16 protein-coding genes and 1 tRNA gene are annotated in these 17211 nt (G+C 52.4%); 10 read left to right on the top strand and 7 right to left on the bottom strand.

The genetic code is table 11. From position 1 onward, the window contains the following. Window positions 1–18 precede the first annotated feature (18 nt). Together B9Y58_RS06740 and B9Y58_RS06735 are read left to right on the top strand one after the other, a co-directional pair. A complete protein-coding gene (locus B9Y58_RS06740; protein WP_085534857.1) occupies window positions 19–1098 on the top strand; it encodes an ABC transporter permease in 1080 nt (359 codons plus the stop codon). Window positions 1099–1241: 143 nt separating this feature from the next. Then, window positions 1242–2288 carry an ABC transporter ATP-binding protein gene (locus B9Y58_RS06735; protein WP_085534856.1) on the top strand — a complete coding sequence of 349 codons (1047 nt, stop codon included), beginning with the start codon at window positions 1242–1244 and terminating at the stop codon, window positions 2286–2288. A 21-nt stretch (window positions 2289–2309) separates the two neighbouring features. Here the strand turns inward: B9Y58_RS06735 and B9Y58_RS06730 are convergent, their stop codons facing one another. Together B9Y58_RS06730 and B9Y58_RS06725 are read right to left on the bottom strand one after the other, a co-directional pair. Further along, window positions 2310–3011 carry an SIR2 family NAD-dependent protein deacylase gene (locus B9Y58_RS06730; RefSeq protein WP_073055047.1) on the bottom strand — a complete coding sequence of 234 codons (702 nt, stop codon included), beginning with the start codon at window positions 3009–3011 and terminating at the stop codon, window positions 2310–2312. Next, the gene (locus B9Y58_RS06725; protein ID WP_085534855.1) at window positions 3011–4396 is read right to left on the bottom strand and encodes a M20/M25/M40 family metallo-hydrolase; all 1386 of its coding nucleotides are present in this window, start codon (window positions 4394–4396) and stop codon (window positions 3011–3013) included. Before B9Y58_RS06725 ends, B9Y58_RS06730 begins: the two co-directional genes overlap by 1 nt. A 96-nt stretch (window positions 4397–4492) precedes the next feature. Here B9Y58_RS06725 and B9Y58_RS06720 point away from each other — a divergent pair, with 96 nt between their 5' ends. Together B9Y58_RS06720 and B9Y58_RS06715 are read left to right on the top strand one after the other, a co-directional pair. Continuing rightward, a complete protein-coding gene (locus tag B9Y58_RS06720; RefSeq protein ID WP_073055050.1) occupies window positions 4493–5680 on the top strand; it encodes a beta/alpha barrel domain-containing protein in 1188 nt (395 codons plus the stop codon). Window positions 5681–5682: 2 nt separating this feature from the next. After that, on the top strand, window positions 5683–6444 hold the full coding sequence (locus B9Y58_RS06715; protein WP_073055052.1) for a thioredoxin-like domain-containing protein: 762 nt from the start codon (window positions 5683–5685) through the stop codon (window positions 6442–6444). Between the two features lie 16 nt (window positions 6445–6460). Here the strand turns inward: B9Y58_RS06715 and B9Y58_RS06710 are convergent, their stop codons facing one another. Continuing rightward, window positions 6461–6814: a hypothetical protein gene (locus B9Y58_RS06710; protein WP_073055054.1), complete on the bottom strand. Its 354-nt coding sequence runs from the start codon at window positions 6812–6814 to the stop codon at window positions 6461–6463. Between the two features lie 32 nt (window positions 6815–6846). Here B9Y58_RS06710 and B9Y58_RS06705 point away from each other — a divergent pair, with 32 nt between their 5' ends. Beyond that, entirely contained in the window at window positions 6847–7389 is a 543-nt protein-coding gene (locus tag B9Y58_RS06705) for a hypothetical protein (protein ID WP_073055056.1), read from the top strand. A 358-nt stretch (window positions 7390–7747) separates the two neighbouring features. Here B9Y58_RS06705 and metG read toward each other — a convergent pair whose 3' ends face one another. Next, entirely contained in the window at window positions 7748–9817 is a 2070-nt protein-coding gene (gene metG, locus B9Y58_RS06700; protein WP_073055058.1) for a methionine--tRNA ligase, read from the bottom strand. Between the two features lie 44 nt (window positions 9818–9861). On the opposite strand from metG, the gene B9Y58_RS06695 reads away from it, so the two are divergent. The 4 genes from B9Y58_RS06695 to B9Y58_RS06680 all read left to right on the top strand — a co-directional run bounded on the left by B9Y58_RS06695 (window position 9862) and on the right by B9Y58_RS06680 (window position 13091). After that, window positions 9862–9934 (top strand) — tRNA-Arg (locus B9Y58_RS06695). A gap of 61 nt (window positions 9935–9995) precedes the next feature. Then, window positions 9996–11477 (top strand): alginate O-acetyltransferase AlgX-related protein, encoded by a 1482-nt coding sequence (locus tag B9Y58_RS06690; protein ID WP_073055060.1) that lies wholly within the window; start codon window positions 9996–9998, stop codon window positions 11475–11477. 9 nt (window positions 11478–11486) lie between these two features. Beyond that, the gene (locus B9Y58_RS06685) at window positions 11487–11720 is read left to right on the top strand and encodes a helix-turn-helix transcriptional regulator (protein WP_073055062.1); all 234 of its coding nucleotides are present in this window, start codon (window positions 11487–11489) and stop codon (window positions 11718–11720) included. Between the two features lie 42 nt (window positions 11721–11762). Further along, entirely contained in the window at window positions 11763–13091 is a 1329-nt protein-coding gene (locus B9Y58_RS06680; protein WP_073055064.1) for a TldD/PmbA family protein, read from the top strand. A gap of 41 nt (window positions 13092–13132) precedes the next feature. On the opposite strand, the gene lgt is transcribed toward B9Y58_RS06680, so the two are convergent. The 3 genes from lgt to orn form a co-directional block, all read right to left on the bottom strand. Then, window positions 13133–14005: a prolipoprotein diacylglyceryl transferase gene (gene lgt / locus B9Y58_RS06675; protein ID WP_073055065.1), complete on the bottom strand. Its 873-nt coding sequence runs from the start codon at window positions 14003–14005 to the stop codon at window positions 13133–13135. 1 nt (window position 14006) lies between these two features. Continuing rightward, window positions 14007–15272, bottom strand: a complete 1266-nt coding sequence (locus tag B9Y58_RS06670) for a penicillin-binding transpeptidase domain-containing protein (protein WP_234982482.1) — start codon at window positions 15270–15272, stop codon at window positions 14007–14009. A gap of 99 nt (window positions 15273–15371) precedes the next feature. Continuing rightward, window positions 15372–15908, bottom strand: a complete 537-nt coding sequence (gene orn / locus B9Y58_RS06665) for an oligoribonuclease (protein WP_072799329.1) — start codon at window positions 15906–15908, stop codon at window positions 15372–15374. A 135-nt stretch (window positions 15909–16043) separates the two neighbouring features. Between orn and B9Y58_RS06660 the strand changes: the two genes are divergently transcribed. Next, window positions 16044–17132, top strand: a complete 1089-nt coding sequence (locus B9Y58_RS06660; RefSeq protein ID WP_158278336.1) for a nucleotidyltransferase domain-containing protein — start codon at window positions 16044–16046, stop codon at window positions 17130–17132. Window positions 17133–17211: the final 79 nt, after the last annotated feature.

Raw genomic sequence — 17211 nt, 5'->3', positions numbered from 1 at the left:
ATTTTATAAATTTGTCACATGAAATTTCGCCTGACACAAGAATCATTGAATCGCCTGAAACGCTTCCGCAAGAACAAGCGTGCGTTTTGGTCGCTGGTGGTACTTGTGGTGGCGTATCTTTTGTCGCTCACGAGTTCTTGGACCGTAAATGATGAACCGCTCCTGATGCGTTTTCAAGGGAAGACTTATTTCCCGGCGTTTGTGCGCTACAGCGAAGCGGACTTTGGCGGTGAATACCAGACCGAAGCCGATTACGGTAAATTGTTCGAATCGGTGCGGAAATGCGAAGAAGATGCCGCTGAAGGCTTTACGCGAGCCGGCGGCTGCCCCGATGTGTGGACGATTATGCCCCCGATTGCGCATGACCCGCTGAAGGCTGACTTGAGCGAAGAGGGAACGCCACCTTTTGCTCCTAGCGCAAGACATTGGCTCGGAACCGACAGCAATGGCCGCGACGTGCTTGCTCGCTTGATTCATGGATTTAGAATCTGCATTAGCTTCAGCCTGCTTTTGACGGTGCTCGGAACATTCCTGGGCATTGTGATTGGTGGCATTCAAGGTTACCTCGGCAAGTTCTGGGACACGGGTATGCAACGTTTTATCGAAATTTGGTCGTCGCTCCCGATGCTTTATGTGGTGATTTTGATCGGTAGCATTTATGGCCGTAGCTTCTGGCTTTTGATTTTGATTATGGCGGCCTTCAACTGGATTTCGCTGAGTTACTACATGCGTGCGGAATTCCTCAAGTTGCGCGGCATGACTTATGTGCAGTCGGCAAAGGTGCTCGGCTTGGGGCACCGCCACATATTCTTCAAGGAAATTTTGCCCAATGCCATGACGCCTGTGGTGACGCTTTTCCCGTTTACGTTGATTGGCGGTATCGGTAGCCTCACTTCGCTGGACTTTTTGGGCTTTGGCCTGCAGCCGCCGACTCCGAGTTGGGGCGAACTCATGAGCCAGGGCCTCAACAACCTTTACGCACCGTGGATTTCTGTGAGTACGGTTGCCGCCTTGTTTGTGACGCTGCTCCTCACCACGTTCGTAGGCGAAGGTGTGCGAGATGCAATGGATCCGAAGTCGGGAGATAGATATGTTTAGTATGAATCGACTGAAGGATCCATGCCAAGCGAGAACGACTCGTATTGACGAGTCGTGGAAGCGCGGAGCAATTGACGTCACAATTTCAAGCATGCATAGGTCAATTGCGGAGACTTGTGTTGATCCGAAGTCGGGAGATAGATATGTCTAATTCTTTGCCGGTTTTGCAGGTGCGCGATCTCTCGGTGGCTTTCGGTTTCGACAAGAAGGGGAAACCTCGCGATGGCGTTAAACCGCTGCAGGTGACGGACCGTGTTTCTTTCGATATTTATGCCGGCGAATTCTTTGCGTTGGTGGGAGAGTCGGGCTGCGGAAAGAGCGTGACTGCGATGAGCATTCTGCGCTTGTTGCCGCAACCGAGTGCGCAAATTGTCGAAGGATCGGTTCTTTACAGGGCTAGCGATAATACCGCTCCGGTTGATTTGGCGAAGCTGCCTCTAGCCGATTTGCAGAAGGTTCGCGGAGCCGAAATCGCGAGCATTTTTCAGGAGCCTATGCAGGCCCTGAACCCGGTGGTGACCATCAAGAAGCAACTGATGGAAGTTTTCAAGTTCTGCGGCATCAAGGGCGATTGTCTTGCGACTATCCGCGAAATGCTTGCATCGGCAGGCTTCAAGGATATCGACCGTGTGTTGAATTCATATCCGCATGAACTTTCGGGCGGCATGTTGCAACGTGTATGCATCGTGATGGCGCTGCTTTCTAAACCGAAACTGATTATTGCCGACGAACCGACGACGGCGCTGGATGTAACCGTGCAGGCACAGGTACTCGCCGTGCTCAAGGATATGGCTAGCCGCATGGGAACAGCGGTGCTATTGATTACCCACAATATGGGAATCGTGTCGCAGTATGCAGACCATGTGGCGGTGATGTATGCTGGCCGCATTGTAGAAACAGGTGCTGTTCGCGACGTGATTGATTCTCCGATGCACCCGTATACGCAGGGCTTGCTGGCTGCTATTCCTGAAAATCACAGCGACATGCGCACCATGAAATCGATTCCTGGTTCTGTGCCGCATCCGCGTGACTTTGCCAAGGGGTGCCGATTTGCGGATCGTTGCGAAAAATGTGCTAACGCTACACCCGAAATGCGTGTGAAATGCCTTTCAAAAGAAATGCCCCCGCGTGCAACCGCCGAGGCATCTGAAGGTCACGAAGCATTTTGCTTTATTTGCTCTGCTAACTAAGTTCTGCCAACTGCAGACGGTTTATTTGAAATTCTTGCACCACTTGGGTACAATGTCTGTTGCCTTGCCTTCTACAAAAACGTCGGTGTAGGGGTCGCTGGTGGGCACTTCCAGATTCAAGCAAGTCACCTTCGCGCCAAAGTTTTTTGCAAAACTCTTGAAGCCCGCGGCGGGGTACACGACGCTGCTCGTGCCGATGTAGACGAATTCCTTACAGTGCCTTAAGGCATCTTGGATTTCTTCCATGTACAGCGGCTGCTCGCCAAAGAATACGATGTCCGGGCGGCTCATGGCTCCGCAGAACGGGCAGCGGGTTTCTAAAGTTTCTTCGCCGTCGAATATGAATTCGTGTTTCGGGTTGTGTTCGCAGGTCAGGCGCATCAAGTCGCCGTGCATGTGCAGTACCCGCTTGGAACCAGCACGTTCATGCAGGTTGTCTACATTCTGCGTCACCAGCAAGAAGTCGTCACCTAGGCGCTGCTCCAGCTCGGCCAAGGCAAAATGGGCGGCGTTGGGTTCATGTTCCTTGAGCCCTTTGCGCAAGAAGTTGTAGAAGTCCTTCACGCGCTTCTTGTCGCGGTAGTAGCCTTCGGGAGTGCAAACATCGTCAATGTTTTCGTGCTCCCACATACCGTCATTGCCGCGGAATGTACGAAGACCCGATTCCGCACTAATGCCGGCACCGGTCAGTACGACGAGTCTGGGAAACTTTGTAGTACTCATTAGCAGATTTCTCCAAAGAATAGGGCTTCGGCTACAATGCCGTGTTCAAAGTCGGGCAAGTAGAGGCTTTCGTTTTCGCCATGGGCATTGCATTCGGGGTCTTCGAGGCCCGTGAGCAAAATAGGAATGTCGCCGAAGGTGTTGCGGAATAGCTCTGCGCCCGGGATGCTAGCTCCGCAACCGATAAACTTGGTCTCGGCGTTGTATGCCTTTGCCATGGATTCGCTCATCTTCTGGAAGAAGGGGTGAGTGGTATCGGTCACAAAGGGGTTTGCGCCATCTTCGGTAGTGATACTGCATTGCAGGCCGTAGGGGACTTGCGCCTGCAAGAATTCCACTAACTGCTGGGTAGCGACATCGGCGTTCATGCCGGGGGCAAGGCGAATGCCGATGCGTGCGTAGGCAGAGTTTTGCAAAACGTTACCGGCGTTGGTACGGCTGCCGACTTCCATGGCGGTCACCACGACCGAGGGCCTGCGCCACAGTGACAAGAGAATTTCGTCTTCGGGAACTTTCAGCTTGACGCTGTCCAGAATACCGCCGTCGTTGCGGAAAATTTTCTCGGTCATGCCGAGGCTCTTGTACGAGGCAAGCTCCGCTTCAGTGGGAGGTACAAGCGTATCTTCGAAATTCGGAATCAAGATGTTGCCTTTGCCGTCGGTCATGCTTGAAATCATGCGGCAAAGAACCTGACCCGGGTCAGGAATCGGGCCCGACCAGCTGCCCGAATGGAGCGGGGCCTTGGTGGCCTTGAGTTCTACGTTTACCGCACTCATGCCGCGGAGCGTGGTGGTAATCGAGGGGGTGCCCTTGGCGAAGTTGCCGAGGTCTGCCACAATTACGGCGTCGCACTTCAAAAGCGCGGCATTCTTTTTCAAGATGGTTTCGAAACCTGCACTTCCGGATTCTTCTTCGCCTTCGATCAAGAACTTGAGGTTCGGACCATCGCTCTTTTTCCAGGCGCGAACCTGTTCAAGGGCAGCCAAGTGAGTCACGATACCGGCCTTGTCGTCGGCGGTGCCTCGGCCATAGAGTCTGTCTCCCTGGAGGCTTGCTTCAAAAGGCTTGGTATTCCAGAGCGCTTCGCGCATGGGGGGCTGTACGTCATGGTGAGCGTACAAAAGTACCGTCGGCTTGTCGGGGCTAGTCAGGCTTTCGCCGTATACAGAGGGGCGTCCGCTGGGCGGCAACAGAAACTGCACGTTGGTGAGCCCTGCCTGCAAAAAGAGCTCCTTGACCTTTTCGGCGGAGTCCAGCACGTGTTTTTGGTCAAAATTGTCAAAACTGATAGACGGAATTTTTACCAGATCGCTTAGGGTCTGGATATAGGCGGGCATCTTTTCGTGGATGGCCTTGACGACTAAATCAATTGTTTTCTGTTCCATATTCGTTAAACAAAATAGAAAACGATTGTTAAAATTGTCCCAGGAGGGGTATATTTTCTATTTTTTAGGGTGTAAGTTTAGGCAAAAGGAATACCCATGTCTTTTAATTGTGTAAACCACGAGTATTACCTGAATTTCGGCGACCGTGTCTTGGCCTTTATCCGCCGCATTTTTCACAATAACCCGGAATTCCGTCACGATTCTTTGAAACATGCAGCCCGGTTTGCCCCCTACATTCCTTTTATGGGTGGTCGCCCCGACTTGAGCAAGACTCTCAAGCGCGTCATTACCTTTCCGGACCACAGTAATTCTCTGTACCTGGGTTGCCCTATCATTTTGGCGGCCGGTGCCAACAAGACTGCCAAGCGCATTTGCGACTATGCGAACATGGGCTTTGGCGGCATTACCGTGGGAACTGCTACCCGCAAGTTTCGCGAAGGTAACACTCACCGCCCGCGTATCGGCTTTTTAGAGAATGAGCGTGCTATCCATAACAGCATGGGACTCAATAACGAAGGGGTCGAAGTCATTGCGCGTCGCGCCGACGAACAGTTGACCAAAGCCCACAAGGTAGGACTTTGCGTGGGTGTCTCGGTGGCGGAAACTCCGGGACTTACCGACGACGAAGAAAAGCTGAAGGACCTGCTCGAAAGTTTTGCCATTGCCTACAAGGCCGGCGACTTTATCGAAATCAATTTGAGCTGCCCCAATACCGGTGAATCCCGCGTCGACATGGACCTGACACTCACCGAACGTATTTTCGGCGAAATCATGAAGTACCGCAATGCCCAGGCGATTCGCAAGGCCGTGTATGCCAAGATTAGCCCTGATCTGTCGGAACGCCACCTGGTGAACGTGATGGACATGATTGTGCGTACGGGCGTAAACGGTGTAGTGGTGGGTAATACTTACCCCACCAAGAAGATTAGCGAACTCCCGGTTGAAACCAAGTTCGAAGACTTGACTCCGCTCCGTGCCGATGGCGATTGCGGCGGCATGTCGGGCAGGCCGCTCTACGAAAACATGATGTGGAACGTAACCTACATCCGCAAGCATTACCCCCAGATTAGCGTGATTGCCTGCGGTGGCATTGACCACGGCTTCAAGATCTTTGACTTGATTAAGCTTGGTGTCGATGCGGTGGAATGCTATTCGGTGGTGGCTTTCCGCTGGATGGCGGCTCACGCCATGCGTAAGGAACTGGAAGCGGCCCTTTTGGAAACGGGTTATACCACGCTTTCGGATTACGACGATCACAATCCCAAACAAACTAAAACTGTTTAATCATGACTATTCGCAATGCTATACTCGCGCTTCTCTTTACGGTGGGCGCTTCTTTTGCCGTCCCTTGGCTGGGCGTTACCTTTAAAAAGGCGACTTTCGAAAACCACCTCGCCTTAAACGTCATTGGCGTGCATCCGGAATCGGGCTGCTTTACGGCGGGCATGGTTGCGGGCGACCAAATTGTTGGCGTTGAAGGTCAAACGCTTACTGGCATGGCGCAGATCCAGTCGGCGGTTGCGAACCATAAGGCGGGACAAAAGGTCAAAATCGAAATCGTGCGCGAGGGTAAAAAGAAAACGCTGGCCGTCGCCCTTACCGAACGTCCCGACGATATCAGCAGTCTCACGGGGTCAGCCATCGGCAGTAAAATCGCCAAGTTCGGCGAAAACTTCTACAAGAACGGTGAAAAGCGTAAGGAAAAGCCGAAGGCCACCTTGCTCGACTTTTGGGCCACTTGGTGCGGTCCTTGCCGCAAGACGCTCCCGGTGCTTGCAAACATCTATAAAAAGTACAGCGACAAGGGTCTCGAAATTATCGGCATTGCAGACGAATCGGTGGACGTGCTGAATGATTTCTATGCCCACCAGCATGCGTCGCCGTATCCGCTTTACCGCGACGCCAAAAAAGAAATGTGGATGCGCTATGGCATCCACGCAGTTCCAACACTAATGCTGCTGGATAAGGACGGCTACATCAAGCGGGTCTGGAGCGGCGCTCCTACCGAATACATGATAGAGCAAATCCTTAAAGACGTAATCAATTGATTCGCGGCGGCGGTTGTTATTCAATCGCTGCTTTTTTCTGCGAAGCAAAGATGTCTTCGTATTCTTCTTTGCTGATGCGGGCATAACCGGTGGTGATGCCGCCGAATTCGTAGTAAGCGGAGTCGCCCTTGACGCTCATGCAGTAGGGCATGTCCAAAGAATTCTTACCGCAAAGTTTGCCTTCTTGAATGGTGGCGGAAAGGTCGCCGTTCACGTTGCGAATCGTGAAATCCTGGTTGTTTTCGGAGAGGACTTCAAAAATCATATTGGCTTCGCCCTTCCAGCAGCCGGTATAGTTGGCGTTGTCGCCGCAGCCGAAAAGGAACATCGAAGAAATAAGAGTGGCAGAGATAAGAATTACTTTTTTCATGCCTTTAAAATAGTATTTTTGATGGCGGAAAAATGCAATTTTTTGTTAAACATTTGTACTTATTGGCGCCTGTACTTGCGATTGTAGCTTTGTTTGGTGTATACAGGCTCATTAAGGCGAACGATCGGCCCATTCCGAAGTACGAACCCAAGCAGGTCGAAGAAAACTGGTCCGCCGAAGAATACATGCGCCATTTGAATCTTAAGCCGTTTAATCAGCGTGAGGTTCACCGTTTGCTGCTCAAGCGCACCCGTCAAAAACCGGGGGTATACCTCGAAAGTCTGCTCCCTGCGATGGATACGATGGGAATCGAAGTCGTCCGCTGCTACCATAAGGTGATGGGGGACGATTATGTTCCCGTAATTACCAGTGGAAACGATTACCCTTACCATAAGCAGAATTCAAAGCATTACAAGAATGCGGCTATGGATTTCCGCATCGTCGATGTGCCCATGAACAAGCGCCGTGAAATTGCAGAAATGGCCCAAGATAAGCTTGGGCCGCGTTTCAAGGTGCTCTGGGAAAAAGGCGAAATGGAACACCTCCACGTTGAAATGGTGGACGTAGAGGAATAAGATACAGTCTTCTGTGAGCAACGAAGCCCCTGTTATTAAACAGGGGCGGTTGCGAGAGTGAGCGCTTCGGGGACGGACTTAGTCCGATTGGGCGCGAACGGTCTTCTGTGAGCAACAAACGCCTCGTATTGCAATATGATTGCATAAACCGGCACCTCAACAATAGAAACAAGTAAACTTGTTTCTGCTGTATTCGGCTTAGGTTTATTTAACGAGGCGTGGTTGACGCCTACGGCGTCCGCGGCTTCACTCGGTCATGAAATTATGCAGGCATAATTTCGCGACTCTCGTTTTGCACGCTTTTGCGAGAGAGCTGGCTCCAGAGTAAGGATTCAGTTGATTTTAGCCAGCTCGGTCCTTAATGCACTCCGTTGCCGTCGGCGACGTCGCAGGTCACGGCCTTGCCGTTCACTTCGAGCGCGAGGCTGTCGCAGAACACAGCGCCACCCTTTACAGAAAGCGCAATCTTTTCGAAGTCCTTCACCTTGAGTTCACGCGGTTCGCTCGGAGCGACACCCTTGAACAGGGCGCGGTCACCGGGCTTTGCGTCTTCGGGCACGGAGACGAGGCGGCAGGTGTGGGCCTCGTTATCGAGGTCGCCTGCAAAGAGCATTCCCTGGCTCATGATACCGCGCAGTGCGCTCGGCTTCAGGTTAGCGAACAGGAGAATCTTACGATCCTGTAGTTCTTCGGCCTTGTAGCTGTTCTTGAGGCCACTGCAGATGGTGCGGAGTTCGCCTTCGCCGGCGTCCACCTTGAGCACGTAGAGGCTCGTGGCATCCGGATGGTCGGCCACTTCCTTGATCTGGGCCACGCGCATGTCCATAGCGGCGGGAACGTCTGCGGCCATCAGGGGCTTGTTCTGCTTGGGCTTCGGCTGTTGCTCCTGCTTCTTGACTTCTTCTTCAATACGCGGGAAGAGCGGCTTGCCTTCGCCGAATGCTTCGCCACCCTTGAGGATTCCCCAGGCGAGGTCGTCGGCGCTCTGGAACTTGGAACCGATCATGGCGAGGCCTTCTTCGGACTTGCCCGGAATCACCGGCCACAAGAGGCAGAGCGAAAGGCGCACGGCTTCGGCGGAAACGTAGAGTACGGTCGCGAGTTCGTCCTTCATGGCCGGGTCCTTCGCGAGCTTCCACGGAGCCTTGACTTCGAGGTAGCGGTTGATGCTACGCACGAGTTGCATGATAGTTTCGATAGACTGGGAGAGGCGGGCCTGCGGCAGGCCTTCCTTGATTTCGGCAATCACCTTGTTTGCAAGATCGATGACTTCCTTTTCTGCATCGCCAATGGCGGTGGCGGCGGGAAGTTTGCCTTCGAAGTTCGTGATGACCAGGCGGTGTACGCGGTTCAGCACGTTACCGAGGTCGTTGGCGAGGTCGCTGTTGATGCGGCGCACGAAGGCGTCGTGGGTGAAGTTGGCGTCCTGGCCCACCACCATTTCGCGGGCGAGGAAGTAGCGGAATGCGTCGATGCCGTACTTTTCCATGTAGTCCATGGGGTTCACCACGTTGCCAGCGGACTTGCTCATCTTTTCTCCGCCGTTCACGAGCCACCAGCCGTGGGCCAGAATATGCTGCGGAAGCGGAATGTCGAGAGCCATGAGCATGGTCGGCCAGTACACGCTGTGGGTCGTCAAAATATCCTTACCGATCAGGTGGTAAGTGGCGGGCCAAATCGGCGTGCCGTCGGCATAAGTCTTGTGGAAGGCGGTGGAAGCGCTCACGTAGTTCAGGAGCGCGTCGAACCAGACGTAGGTCACGTAGTCGGTGTCGAACGGCAGCGGAATGCCCCAGCTGAGGCGTGCTTTGGGGCGGCTGATGCAGAGGTCGTTCAGCGGCTGGCGCAGGAATCCGCGGATTTCGTTCCAGCGGTAGTCCGGCACAATCCAGTCCTTGTGGCTTTCCAAGAAGTCAATGAGCTTCTGCTGGTAAGAACCCATCTTGAAGAAGTAGTTCTTTTCCTTGAGCCATTCCACCGGGCGGTGGCTGATGGGATCGCACTTGTTTTCGTCGAGTTCGTCTTCGCTAAAGAAGCGTTCTTCGCCGACGGAATACCAACCTTCGTATTCCTTCGAGTAGATTTCACCCTTGTCCCAGAGCTTCTGCAGGCATTCCTGCACAAAGGCCTTGTGTTCGGGCATCGTGGTGCGGATAAAGAAGTCGTTACCGATTCCCATCTTCTTCCACAGGTCTTCGAAGCGGTGGTAGTATTCGTCTACGTGTTCCTGCGGGGTCACGCCGCGCTTTTCGGCGGCGCGCTGCACCTTCTGGCCGTGTTCGTCGGTACCGGTCAAGAAGAACGTCTGGTAGCCGAGAATCTTGTGGAAACGGGTGAGAATATCGGCCAAAACCGTGGTGTAGGAATGCCCAATATGCGGGGCGTCATTCACGTAATAAATCGGAGTAGTAACGTAAAAATTTTTCATAGCTCCAAATGTAGAAATTTTTTGTTATATTTGCCACCGAATTTGCCTGGATAGTTCAGTTGGATAGAACGGGTCCCTCCTAAGGATCAGACTCGCGTTCGAATCGCGATCCGGGTATTTTGCTGGTAGTTTCGGCTGCCAGCCTTTTTTGTTATGCTGAAATTTTTATTTTTCTAGTGTGAAGAAACTTTATATAGCCTTTATCGTTGTTTTTGCCGTTTTGTTGCTACTGCCGTTTTCGGTGCAGACGGTGGCGGACTTGCGTGGCGAAAAGCGCTTTGTAAGCCTCGATATTTTCAAAGATATTGTATATACCCCTTTTGCGCGCGAATCCAAGATGTCGGAATCGGCGGCCAAGTTGAACGAAGCCTGGTTTGCGGCGCGTGAATCGATTGCCGGTGGTGCCGAAGTGGGCGAATCACTTGAAGGCGTGGTCAGTGCTCTTTCTGACCTGGAAGCGGTTGCGCTTTCGGTGAATAGCTATGCCGAACTGGATACGGCCGAGTCAGACTACAAGTTGCTGAAACATGCGGATACCTTGGTGGCAGCCCTTGAAGATGAACCGGAAACCTTCAAAGCGGTAGATTCAACGCTGAAGGCGGTGGTGGCCGAATTTGGGCAATTCTCGCTTTGGCGTGCGCTTTGTTGCATTAAGCATTATGGCGTGTGGACGAGCCGCTACCTGCGTGCGTTCGAAAACAAGGTCGAAGACGAAAACGCGCTTGTGCTTGCGTTCCGCCCCAAGTACCAGCTAGCGGTGTGGAATATCTTCAATGATCCGGGCGAAAAGGTGGTGCTCGGTTCCGGGGCGGGCCGTTGGCTTTTCTATCGTCAAGATGTCGAATTCCTGGTGCAGCCATCTCCGCTGGATGTGCGTAGCGCAAAACTCGATAACCCGATTCAGGCGATTCTCAAGTTCCGCGAACAGCTCAAGGCGAAGGGCGTTGAACTCCTGGTGGTGATTACTCCGGGTAAGCCGAGTATTTATCCGGAACGTTTGACCGGCGTCGATGGCTTGAAGCTTGCTGGACATGGCAAGGCGATTCTGGATTCCTTGGCGAAACTCGGGCTGAATACGGTGGACCTGTATACGCCGCTCCTTGCCGCGAAGGTTGACGATGCTAGCTTGGGAGCTCTTTATCTGGACGACGATACCCACTGGACTCCCAGGGGTGCGGAACTTGCGGCGGGTGAAATCGCGAAGAAGGTAAACGCGATGGTCGATGCGGGTTTGATCGATATCGGGAATCCGTCCATGGATTATGTGGTGTCTGATTCCTTGGCGAACCGCATGGGCGACATCGGCGAAATGAGCGGGCTCAATAAGTTTAACGTGTTCAAGGTGCAACAGGTGACAGGCCACGTGGTCACTCCTTTCAAAGACGACTTCCGCAAGTCGAAGATTTTGATTCTCGGCGACAGCTTCAGCCGTATTTACCAGACGGATGCGCCGGTGAATGCGGGCTGGATTGCCCATTTTGCAAAGAATATCAGCCGTCCGGTAGCCTCTATCGTGAGCGATGGCGGTGCTTCTACACTCGTGCGTGAAAAGCTCGCCCGCAAGGCAGGCGTGCTCAAGGGCAAAAAACTCTTGATTTGGGAATTTGTAGAACGCGACCTGCGCTTTGGCGCCGAAGGCTGGAAAACGATTGAATTTTAGGAACTGATTATGGCTAGGCATGGAACACCCACTCCGGGACAGGCAATTTTAGAAGGCATTGAATGGCTCAAGATGGACAAGGTAGAATTTGCCCGCCGCATCGGCGTCCCGATGGAAACGCTTGAGGGCCTGATTGCGGGAACCGTTGAAATTACTCGCGAACTCGCCGAAGCGCTTGAATCTGTGACCGGTAGCCCCGCTGCTTACTGGCGCATGCTCGCCAGCAAAGCCAAAAGAGCGTGAGTGTCATCCTGAGCGGAGTGCAACGGAGCCGAAGGATCTGTTATGAATATTATAGATGCTGTAAATTGCATGTGTGACCTCGCGAAGGGCGAGGCGGAACAGTTTGATGTGATTGCCTCGAATTCTCATTCCGAGGGTTTGTCTGTTTTTCAGGGCCAGGTGCAGAATACTGAAATTTCGGATTCCGTGGGCCTTGGCATTCGCGTGATTAAGGACGGACGTCCGGGTTACGCCCATACGGAACGCTTGACGAAGGAAGCGATTGCGCAGACTATCAAGGATGCCGTTTGCCATACGCAGTGGACCGAAGCTGTAGATATTACTCTTCCTGCACCGGCAAAGATTCCAGAAGGCAATCCCAATTACAATCCGGAACTTGAAAAGCTGACCCTTGCAGATGTCAAGGATTTTTGCATTGAACTTGAAAAGCAGACGTTTGCCCGTTCCAAGGAAATCGTCAATATTCCTTATTTGGGCGCAGACTTGAACAGCGATTTTTCGATTGTGGCTAACCATAATGGTCTTTTCTATACCGATAAGGGAAATTCGGTATCGGTGGGGGCGGGCGCAGTCGCTGTGCGAAATGGCATTAGCAAGTTGGGAAACTTCGTCAAGAGCAGCCGCAACTGGGCCGAAATTTCCATGGATGAAATTGCGACCAAGGCCGCTACCTATGCGACAGAACTTTTTGGTGCCCAAAAGATTGAAGGTGGCAAAATCCCGGTCGTGTTCTCGGAACGAGTTTCGGGCAGAATCATAGGCATGTATTCGTCTCCCTTTATTGCGGAATCCATGCAGAAAGGAACTTCTCGCCTTGCGGGTAAGCTGGGCTCCAAGATTGCTTCCGACAAGTTCTCGCTTATGAGTGATCCGCTGGGTGAAAACTTTAGCCACAAGATGTACTTTGATTCCGAAGGTTCGCTCACACGCCGAGTCGATGTCGTGAAAGACGGAGTCTTCAACGAAGCTCTCTACAATCTGGAAACAGCCGCAAAAGACGGTTGCAAGACGACAGGTAACGGTGCTCGCGGTTTTGGTTCCAAGATGTCTACCGCTTTCTGGAACATGTATGTGCCCGCAGGCGAACGGACCACTGCCGAATTATTGAAACTGTTCCCCAAGTGTCTCTTGGTGGTGCGTCTTGAAGGTGGCTCCGGCTGCAGCTCCGTAAGTGGCGAACTCAGCATTGGCGCCCATGGCTTCTGGTGTGAAAACGGCGTGATTCAGCACCCCGTTGATGGAGTCACCTTGTCTGGAAACTACTTCGACATCATCCAGAATGTGGTCGGTGTCGGCAATGAATACTACAATCCGTTCGCCGGCGTGAAGGTGCCTGCGCTCGCCATCAGTGAGCTTGCGGTAAGCTGTTAAAAAAGTCCCCATACGGGGACCCTTTTTTAATAACAGACTTCCTACTGTCTACTGTCTACTGCTTTCTTCTGCCTGTAAATCAGTACAATCAGCCAGATTAAACCGGTCAGGAACATGACGCTACAAAGCGTCTGTCCGCGGCTCATGCCGAACAGGTCAACGCGGCCGAGGTGTGCATCGGGCCTGCGGAAAAATTCGATGAAGAATCTAAAGAAGCCGTAGCCCATCAGGTACAGGCAAGGCATCTTGTCGCGCAGCAGCGGGATGCGCCTTAAGTTGTACAAAACTGCAAACAGGATTACGCCTTCGAACAACATTTCGTAAAGCTGGCTCGGGTGGTGTAGAATTGGGTTTTCGATAGGGCTGTCGTGGGCGAGCGGGAACCACATGCCAATGCCGCTCGTGGTGACTTCGCCAAAAAGTTCGCCGTTAATGAAATTGCCCCAGCGTCCCCAAGTGTAGGCGAGCGGAGCAAGCATAAAGCAAAGGTTCAGGCCTTCCCAGACCTTCATCTTGTTGCGCTTCAGGCCAATGTAGGTGAATATCGTTCCAAGAATCATGCCGCCGTGGTAGCTCATGCCTGAGATTCCGGCAAAGTGGTAGCCAAGAGCATCGTGAGTCATGGGCAGTATGATTTCGGTCGGGTTTGCAAGGTAGTAGCCCGGTTTGTAGAAGAACACGTAACCCAGGCGCGCACCGATAATGATGCCCGCGATAATCCAGGTGAACAGGCTGTCGAACTGGTCCTTGGTGTAGCCCAGCTTTTCTTTCTTGTTCACGTGCATCAGCGTCAGGTAGCCTGTCACGAAGGCGAAAATGTACATGATGCCGTACCAGCGCACTGGGAAACTCCCGAGTGTAAAGGCCGTTCCGTCAAAATAAGAAGGGATTAGATTCCACCATGTCGGTTCCATTTTACTTTCCTTTCTTGGGTAAATATTGGTGAGCCCAATAGTTAAACAGCATTCCGGCGACCTGGGTTGCCGGCTGCGAGCGCATACCTTGTAAGTCGTGCACCTGCATAATCACAAGCACTACCGCCTTGCTCGGGTCTGCTTTAGATTGTGCAAAACCCATGAACCATTCGTAGCGGCCGTAGGGGTCGTGCCCGTCGAGTGAGCCCGTCTTTCCGCCGATGTTTAAAGCTTCGTAGTTCTTACGGGCCATGTGCCTGGTCGAAATGTTTTTACGTGCGGTACCGTGCGTGACAGTACGAATCATCGCTTCGCGGAGCCCATAATAGGTGTTGTCGCTGAACTTGCCGACATCAAGCGCGATGCGGCTCTTGGGGGCGTAACCGTCCAGGTTTGCGGCCCACGGAATTTCGAGCGGCTTTTTCATGAGAATGGAGCGGACCTGGGCTGCGGCAAGGAGCGGCGTCAAGGTGGTGGCTTCCGTAAAGCCGCTGCTGACTTCGGCGAGGCCGTAGCCGGTATCGGGCGGAGCGTAGTTGGAACGCGGGGGGAGCGCTCCCGGGAAGTTCGTGTTGTAGCCAAGTTTCTTGGCGGCGCTGCGCAGGCGTTCGGCACCCACGTTCATGCCCACGATGGCCATCGGCGGGTTCGCGGACTTGGCGTAAGCGTCTTGCAGTTCAATAAATGGCCCCTTGTAGCCTTCCTTGACGCGCAGCTGGTTCTTGTAAAGGTGAATGCTGGAGCCAATCATCGGAATCTGCGACGTGAGCGAGTAGCGGTTCGATTCCATGGCGGCCGAAATGGTGACCGTCTTTGCAAGCGATGCTGCCGGGAAGGTGTTCTTGATAAAGTAGTCGGGCTTTTCCTGTACGTGGTTGTTGCGGCGTTCGCCCCAGGCAATGATTTCGTTGCTCTGGGGGTCCACCATCAGTATCACCGCATGTTCGGGGCGGAATCGGCGCAGCAGGTTGTCGATCTTTTCGGCCATGAAAACATCTTTCTGGGCCTTGATGTGCGTGCTGTCGATGACGTCTGCTTCGGTCGGATTATCGGGAACGACGGCAGCGGCAACCGTTGCCTGCGTGTTCGCCAGGTCTTCGGAATCGGCCTTGGGGAAAAGTCCAGTTTCGCTTAGCTGTTCGGCCTGCAGGGTGGCATTATTTGCGGCGGTAGAATCGATAGCTTCTGCGTATTCATCTTCTTCAGCGGGCTTCGGTGGTTCTTTCTCGCCAAAAATGCAGGTGCCCATCAGGGCGCAAATTCCCATAAAAACGGAAAAAACGATAATTCGGTTGCGGATCCTGACGGCGTAGGGGAGCCTTTTTTTCGGAAGGTAGTTATTATAGTCCATCTTAAAGTTTAAGCGTTACTTAAAAATCGTCTTGCGGTAGTACTGGAGTTCGGCGATGCTTTCGCGGATATCGTCCAGGGCCTGGTGCTTTTCCATCTTCTGGAATTCCGGCAAGTCCGGGTACCAGCGGAAGGTCAGTTCCTTGATGGAACTCACGTCGATGTTTCTGTAGTTCAGCCAGCCGGTCAAAAGCGGCATGTACTTGTACAGAAAACGCCTGTCCTGCGTAATGGAATTCCCGCAGAGCACGTTTCCGCGTTCGGTAGTGAAGGGCTTGATGAAGTCAAGCGTCATCTTGTCGGCGTCGGCCATAGTGAGAGTCGACTTGCGGCAGCGTTCCACGAGTCCGCTCTGGGTGTGGTGACGCTTGTTCCAGTCGTCCATGCCTTCAAAAATGTTTTCGGTCTGGTGAATTGCCAAGACGGGCCCTTCGGCCAAAATATTCAAGTTCGGGTCGGTTACGATCGTCGCTATTTCGAGAATAACGTCCCTTTCCGGCTCAAGACCCGACATTTCGAGGTCCATCCAGACGAGGTTCGGTGCGCTTTTAATTCTTGCCATAACGCGGACAATTTAAAAAAAAATGAGGATCAAAATTGAATGGGGAAATAGTTATGGATGAAATTCTGCCTAGGAATGATATTTTCTTATTTTTTGAATATGGAGCCTCTGTACAAATTGTTGCGAATGGCGCTTTCACCAGAAGGCGATGTGCTTGTTTTGGACCGTAAGCTGAGTGATTCTGAATGGAATTCGATTCATTCGGAAAGTTTGCGTCATTTAGTGACGGCAATCGTGTACCGTGCCATCAACCGTTTGCCCAAAGAGCAGCGCCCTTCTATGGAACTTGTGTTCCAGTGGGCGAGTGAAGCGGAGACTGTCAGGGGGCATAACGAACTTCTGAATGCCGAAGCAGCTAGGCTTGCGCAGCTGTTCGAGGCGCAGGGCCGCAAGACGGCTGTGTTGAAGGGGGCCGCCAATGCGAGGCTTTACCCGGATCCATTCATGCGGCATGCAGGAGATATTGACTTGTGGGTCGAAGGCGGTCGCAAAAGCGTTGAGGACCTTGTGAAAAAAATGGGCTACGAAATAGACGAAAAGGATACTGGCGCTCCGCATCATATTCACATTTTGGGGATGAGCAAGGTTCCTGTAGAAATCCATTTTAGGCCTGGCTCTGGAGTATTTAGTCCTTTTGCGAATAGGCATCTGCTGCGGTACTTGGAAGTAGAAATCTTGAATACGGAGCGTGTGCCTGAAGGTTTTTCCGTTCCTTCGATCAAGTTTGCCCTTGCAATGCAATTGGCTCATATCCAGCGTCATTTTTTCAAGGGGGGGGTGGGGCTCAAGCAGATTGTAGACTATTTTATTTTGCTCGAGCATTCAACTGCCGATGACCGTCGTGAACTTTCGGCGAAGCTTTCACGATTTGGCCTCAAGCGGCTGGGAGCTGCCCTTATGTGGATCATGGGAGAAGTTTTCGGTCTTGAAAAAGACAAAATGTTGGTGGCTCCTGATACAAAACGGGGCAAAAAGATGCTCGCCGAGGTCTACGCATGCGGAAACTTCGGGTTCTATCATGTGAACGCCAAGGACGAACACAAAATGAATTTCGTGGAACGTTGGCTATGGAACCGTTGGAAAACGGCTCGTTTGGCGCCTTTTTCGCTGTCTGAAGTTTTCTGGCAAGAGATGGATTATTGTCGGGATTTCATCAGAAAGATTCCTTTACGTATTAAATATCGCCGGATTTCGATTTGGGAACTGTATCATTAGGTTGCCCCAAATGGCCCTAACCTGTTGATTTGTAATATAATTATAACAAATTTGTATTGAATTTCTAAAAAATAAGGAC

The sequence above is a fragment of the Fibrobacter sp. UWB15 genome (assembly GCF_900177705.1).
In the GTDB taxonomy this organism is placed as follows: domain Bacteria; phylum Fibrobacterota; class Fibrobacteria; order Fibrobacterales; family Fibrobacteraceae; genus Fibrobacter.
The sequence above is the reverse complement of the archived record's forward strand: the minus strand, read 5'-3'. Positions and strand labels throughout refer to the sequence as shown.